Source organism: Streptomyces xiaopingdaonensis (genome assembly GCF_000262345.1).
Lineage (GTDB): Bacteria > Actinomycetota > Actinomycetes > Streptomycetales > Streptomycetaceae > Streptomyces > Streptomyces xiaopingdaonensis.
The window spans coordinates 1-5956 of sequence record NZ_AJTQ01000244.1 but is presented as its reverse complement, the minus strand read 5'-3'; the positions used below and the strand labels follow the sequence as shown (position 1 = coordinate 5956).

The 5956-nt window shown below is 73.2% G+C and carries 5 protein-coding genes and 1 pseudogene; 5 read left to right on the top strand and 1 reads right to left on the bottom strand.

From position 1 onward, the window contains the following. Positions 1 to 578: 2'-5' RNA ligase family protein (locus UWG_RS30500; RefSeq protein WP_016908837.1), on the top strand; the 578-nt coding region annotated here is incomplete at its 5' end. A gap of 126 nt (positions 579 to 704) precedes the next feature. Further along, on the top strand, positions 705 to 1643 hold the full coding sequence (locus UWG_RS30495; protein WP_016908836.1) for a YihY/virulence factor BrkB family protein: 939 nt from the start codon (positions 705 to 707) through the stop codon (positions 1641 to 1643). Positions 1644 to 1673: 30 nt separating this feature from the next. Here the strand turns inward: UWG_RS30495 and UWG_RS0119240 are convergent, their stop codons facing one another. Beyond that, positions 1674 to 3032, bottom strand: coding sequence for a D-alanyl-D-alanine carboxypeptidase family protein (locus UWG_RS0119240; RefSeq protein ID WP_016908835.1), 1359 nt, complete (start codon positions 3030 to 3032; stop codon positions 1674 to 1676). 167 nt (positions 3033 to 3199) lie between these two features. Here UWG_RS0119240 and UWG_RS33750 point away from each other — a divergent pair, with 167 nt between their 5' ends. From UWG_RS33750 to UWG_RS0119225, 3 genes and pseudogenes are all read left to right on the top strand, one after another. Then, positions 3200 to 3442 carry an SCO4848 family membrane protein gene (locus tag UWG_RS33750; protein WP_016908834.1) on the top strand — a complete coding sequence of 81 codons (243 nt, stop codon included), beginning with the start codon at positions 3200 to 3202 and terminating at the stop codon, positions 3440 to 3442. Between the two features lie 380 nt (positions 3443 to 3822). Then, positions 3823 to 5127: a metallophosphoesterase gene (locus UWG_RS0119230; protein WP_016908833.1), complete on the top strand. Its 1305-nt coding sequence runs from the start codon at positions 3823 to 3825 to the stop codon at positions 5125 to 5127. A 207-nt stretch (positions 5128 to 5334) separates the two neighbouring features. Continuing rightward, a pseudogene (locus tag UWG_RS0119225) lies at positions 5335 to 5956 on the top strand (hypothetical protein); the annotation flags it as partial.

Here is a 5956-nt window from a genome sequence, read left to right as displayed (position 1 = left end):
CCCTCCTCCCGCCGACACAGGTCGAGGCCGCGGCGCGCGCCGGGATCGAGGCGCACCTGGCGCGCGTCGCCCTCGCCGGCCAGGCGTTCCGGGTGCGGCTCAGCGGGACGGGCACCTTCCGCCCCGTCTCTCCCGTCGTCTTCGTGAAGGTGGCCGAGGGCGGCCGCGAGTGCGACGAGCTCCAGACGCGGCTCCGCGCCGCTGACGGGCCGCTCGCCAGGGAGTTGCAGTTCCCCTACCACCCGCACGTCACCGTCGCGCACGGCATCGCGGAGGAGGCGATGGACACCGCGTACTCCGGCCTCGCCGACTTCGAGGCCGCCTGGCAGGCGAACGGTTTCGCCCTCTACGAGCAGGGCGAGGACCAAGTCTGGCGCTTCCACAGGGAGTTCACCTTCGGCGGCGTGCACGGCCCCGGCGCTCTCGGCGCCGAACCGCAGGGCACACCGCTCTCCGGGGCCGCGCCGATCGGCTCGCAGAAGCACATGGTCAGCGCGGTCCACGGCGCCGTCGACGGTGCCGTCCCCTGCCGACCGCCGGCCCAGCGGCGTCCCGCGCACTCCTCGCCCGCCAACTGACGCCGCCCGCCGACCGACGGGGGCGCGTCGGGTGTACGCCGCGCCCCGCCGCTGCCTACGCTCCCCGGCATGATCGACACGACGGAAGGTTCCGCCTACCCGCGGGACCGCGGGTAGGCGGCCGCCATGGAGAAGCTCACCGCGCTCCCGGTCATCGGTCCCGTCCTCGCATGGTTCTTCCGCACGAGGATCTGGCACGTCTACACGTACATGGACGCGCGCCACTGGACGAGACTCGCGGCGGCCATCACCTTCACCAGCTTCACGGCGCTCTTCCCGATGCTCGCCGTCGGCGCCGCGCTCGGTGCGGCGCTCCTCAGCGACGGGCAGATGCGGCGGGTCGAGCACTTCGTCGCCGAGCAGGTGCCGGGCATCTCCCAGCAGTTGGACCTGAACTCCTTCGCCACGCACGCGGGGACGGTGGGGCTCGTCGCGGGGGCGGCGCTCCTCTTCACCGGCGTCGGGTGGGTGGGCACGCTCCGCGAGTCGCTCCGCGCCTCCTGGGACCTCACGGAGAGCCCGGGCAACTTCCTCGTCCGCAAGGCGGTCGACCTCGCGATCCTGCTCGGCCTCGGCCTGCTCGGACTCGTCTCCATCGGCGCCTCGACGTTCTCGCTCACGGCCGTCCACTGGGTCGCCGAGCACCTCGGCCTCGTCGAGGGCGGCATCGGCACGGTGCTGCTGCGCACGGCCGCCTACGCGGCGGCGATCGGCGCTGACTTCGTCCTGCTCGTCTATGTGCTGACGCTGCTGCCCGGCGTGCGCCCGCCGCGCAAGGGCGTGCTCCTCGCCGCGCTCCAGGGCGCCGTGGGCTTCGAGTTGCTCAAGCTGCTCCTCGGCGGTTACCTCGCCGGCGTCGCGGCGAAGTCGGTCTACGGCGCCTTCGGGGTGCCGATCGCGCTGCTGCTGTGGATCAACTTCATGGCCAAGCTGCTGATGTACTGCGCCGCCTGGACCGCGACGGAGGAGGACGCGCCCGTCCGCGACGCCATCGGCGCCGGGCCCGACGGCACCGACGCCCCGCCCGGCGACGGAAGTTCGGGAGGGGCCGCCGACCGCGGCTGAGGGGCCGCCCCGGTCGGCGGCCCCTGCGGTTCATCGCCTGCGGCGTACCAGCTCCGGCAGCGGCCACCTGCGGTGCACCGCGTACGCCACGCCGCCGAGCACCACGAGGCAGCCGAGGACGACGCCGAGCGCGACCCCTGCGCCGCCCGCCGGCTTCTCGCTCTGCGCGGCGTGCTGCGCGTCCCCGGACCCGGGCCGCTCCGCCCGCTTGCCGTCGCCCGCACCGCCCTCGCCCTCCGGCGCGACGAGGCGGCCCACCGGCTGGACGCGGTACTCCGCCTTGCTCTTCGCCGCGCCGCCCTTGCCGTCGGCCGACGGGTCCGAGGCGGTGCCCTTGTCGGTGTTTCCGGTGCCGGGCGCCGCCGGTGCACCGGCGACCTTGAACCCCCAGTCGAGGAGCTTCGACGTCTCCTCGTAGACACGGTTGGGACCGTCCTTCTCCGGGTGCATCACGGTGACGAGCAGGACGCGGTCGCCGCGCTGCGCGACGCCGGTGAAGGTGCTGCCGGCCTTGGTCGTCGTGCCGTTCTTCACCCCGGCGATCCCCGGGTAGGGCTCCAGGCCGAGGTCGCCGGTGAGGAGGCGGTTGGTGTTCCGGATCTCGAAGCTCTCCCGCTTCTTCCCCTTCTTCTTCTCACCGGGGAACTTCGCGCTCGCCGTGGCCGCGTACTCGCGGAACTCCGGGTTCTGGAGCCCGGCGCGGGCGAAGAGCGTCAGGTCGTAGGCGGAGGAGACCTGTCCCTGGTGGTCGTAGCCGTCGGGGCTGACGACGGTGGTGTCGCGGGCGCGCAGCTCGCGGGCGCGCGCGTTCATCTGCGCCACGGTGCTCGCCTTGCCGCCGTTCATCGCGGAGAGGACGTGGACGGCGTCGTTGCCGGAGCGGAGGAAGACGCCGAGCCACAGGTCGTGGACCGCGTACTCCTCGCCCTCCTTCACGCCGACGAGGCTGCTGCCCTCCCCCATGCCCGCAAGGTCGGCGGGGACGACCTTGTGCTTCCGGTCCTTCGGGAGCTTCGGCAGCACGGTGTCGGCGAAGAGCATCTTGAGGGTGCTCGCCGGGGCGAGCCGCCAGTGCGAATTGTGGGAGGCGAGCACGGCGCCCGACTCGGCGTCGGTCACTATCCACGAGCGCGCCGAGATCCCCTTGGGAAGCTTCGGCGCCCCGTCCTTGAGCTGCACCTGTGTACCCGGCGCCCCCAGCCGGGTGCCGCCTATCGTCGACATGCTCGTCGGCGGCTTGGGGGGCCGTTCCACCGACTCGCCCTTCGGGTCGTCGGCGGGTGCCGCCGAGGCGGCCGGGCTCAGAGCAGGGGAGAGGAGCAGCGGAAGGCCGGCGGCGAGGAGCGCGGCGGTGCGGGTGCTCGTCCGGAGGGCGCGGTGCGGGCGCACGGAATGCGATTCTTGGGGCACGCATCGAACGTACAGTGTGATCGCTCCTTGTGGGACCGGGAGTTCGGCCTCGTTCCGTTGCGGTGGAGCGCCCGACGCCTGCGGAATTCGCTCGCGGGGGCGACCCCGCTGGCCCGTCCGCGCGAGGCGCTGCCGATACTGGGGCCATGAAGCTCAGCCGCCCCGTCTCCTGGTTCCTGCTCGTCTTCGGGGTGTGGTCCTGGTTCATCTGGATCACCTTCGTCAAGAACCTGTGGAAGGACAGCGGCGGTCTCGCTTTCGACGCTGCCGGTGATCCCACCGGCTACTTCTGGGTGCACCTTCTCCTCGCGGTCGTCTCCTTCCTCCTCGGCACGGCGATCGGTGTGATCGGCTACCGCGGGCTGCGGGCGCTGCGCCGGGAGTCCTGAGGCCGCGGTGGTTGTCCACAGGGCGGCGGACCGGCCTTGACGCGGTTGTACACAGCGCCTTGACGCCGTTGTACACAGGCACCCTGACGCGGCCGTACACAGGCTGACGCGCTCGCGCACAACCCCGTGTCCGGCCAACGGCCGTCCACAGGTGCCGTATCCACAGGTTTCTCGTCCACAGGGCGCGTGCGTGGCCGCTGTCCACAGGGGTTGCGCCGGTCGCTCGTCGCCTTGCTGACCTGGCGGGCCTCGGCTCCGGGCGTCGTCGAGCGGCAGGTTAGATTGAGGTTCCGGAGAACAGGTGTCCGTCGGGCAGGTGGATGGGGCCGAGTGGCGTCTGTGTCGGAGGGGGCTCCAGAGGTCGAGCTGAGGGGGCGGAAGTGGTCGTGCTCGTAGTGCTGTTCGCCGTGGTCGTGGTGGCCGTCATGGTTGCCGCGCACTGGTACGTGTGGCGAAGGCTGGTACGGGACGTCTCCCGGCCGAAGAGCGTGTGGCGCCGTACGGGCACGGTGCTGATCTACGTGTTCCCGCTCTGCGCCGTGGGGGCGCAGGCGACCGCGCGCTCCGGTGCGCCCTTCACCGTCCAGCAGGCCGTCGCCTGGCCCGGCTACCTCTGGCTCGCCTGCCTCCTCTACCTGCTGATCGCGCTCGCCGTGGGCGAGCTGGTGCGCCCGCTCCTGCGCGCGGCGCTCCGCCGCAGGGACGCACGGGCGGCCGGTACGGGCCCGGCGGAGCCCGTGGCCGCCGAGGAACGCGAGCCCTCCCGGACCGGCGCACGGACCGACGCGGAGCCGCCCGCCGCCGAGCCGGGCTCGGCAGGACCGGCGTCGGCCGTGCCGGAAGCCGAGCACGCGCCGGCGCCGTCGCGCCGCCTCTTCGTCGCCCGCGCCGTCGGCGTCGGCGCCGCCGTGGCGGCCGGGGCGACCGTCGGCACCGGGGCGTGGGGCGTCCTCAACGGACCGACGCTCAAGCACGTCACCGTCCCGCTGGCGAAGCTCCCGCGGCGCGGGCACGGCTACCGCATCGCCGTGGTGAGCGACATCCACCTCGGCCCGGTCCTCGGACGCGCGCACACCCAGCGCATCGTGGACCGGATCAACGGGGCGCAGCCGGACCTCGTCGCCATCGTCGGCGACCTCGTCGACGGCTCGGTGGAGAACCTCGGCGCCGCCGCCGAGCCGCTCGGTACGCTCCGCGCCCGGCACGGCTCGTACTTCGTCACCGGCAACCACGAGTACTTCGGCGACGCCCGCGAGTGGATCGACCACGTCCGCGAACTCGGCGTCCACCCCATGGAGAACGTCCGCAAGGAACTGCCGTGGTTCGACCTCGCGGGCGTCAACGACCTCGCGGGCGAGGACCAGGACGAGGGCCCCGACTACGACAAGGCCCTGGGCGGCCGGGACACCTCGCGCGCCTCGGTGCTCCTCGCCCACCAGCCCGTCATGATCCACGACGCCGTCGACCACGGCGTCGACCTCCAGCTCTCCGGCCACACCCACGGCGGGCAGATGTGGCCCGTCAACTACCTGGCGGCGCTGGAGAACCCGACCCTCGCCGGGCTGGAGCGCTACGGGGAAACCCAGCTCTACGTGACGCGTGGCGCCGGTGCCTGGGGGCCGCCGGTCCGCGTCGGCGCCGAGTCGGACGTCACGATCGTGGAGCTCGCCTCGAAGCAGGCGTGACGCGGTTCGGGACGGATAAGGCACTCGGCAGCGTGGCAGCGAGAACCGGGACGAACCGGGCGCCATGATTCCGGAACGGCCGCCGGAAAAGGCGGCCGATGCCACGCCGCCGGAAGTGAGTCGCCGTGTTCCGCACCGCCCCCGCACCGCCCGCCTCCACGACGAAGCGCCGTTCGGCACGCGCAGCCGACCGGGCCCGCTGACGCCGTGTCCTCGACGACCACCGCAACCGCCCTCATCCGCCCCGTCGGGGACCCGATCCTCGACCGCCTCAACACCCACCCCTCGGCCCGCATCTCCCACCGGCTCCTCCTGGTGGCCTGCCTCGCGTTCGCGGGCGCCGGGCTGCTCGCCGTCCCGGCCTCGCTGCCGCTCGGCTGGGACGAACTCGTCTACGCGAGCCGGTTCCCGAACTTCGGGCCCGTCACCGAGTTCAGCGCGCCGCGCACCCGCGGGGTGCCCTCGCTCGTGGCCCCGGTCGCGGTGTTCACCGGTTCCGTCCCGATCCTGCGCATCTACCTCGCCGCCGTCGCGGGGCTCGCGCTCTACCTCGGATTCCGGCCCTGGCTGCGGGTGAGTACGCAGCCGTACACGGTGCCGCTGGCCGCGGCCTTCTACGGGACCGGGTGGATCGCGCTCTTCTACGCGGGCTCCGCGATGCCCAACCACTACGTCGCTACGGGGACCGTCGGCGCGGTCGGTGCGGTGCTCCAACTCGTCGGGCGGCGGACCGCCACGGCGCCCGGGGTGCGCCGCCGTGCCGTGGCGGGACTCGTCTGCGCGCTCGCCGTGGCCACGTTGATGCGCCCGCAGGACGGGGCCGCCGTGG

Excerpts from the sequence above, each read along its gene's own strand:
- UWG_RS33750 (WP_016908834.1), top strand. The coding sequence starts at position 3,200 with ATGAAGCTCAGCCGCCCCGTCTCCTGGTTCCTGCTCGTCTTCGGGGTG.
- UWG_RS30495 (WP_016908836.1), top strand. The coding sequence starts at position 705 with ATGGAGAAGCTCACCGCGCTCCCGGTCATCGGTCCCGTCCTCGCATGG.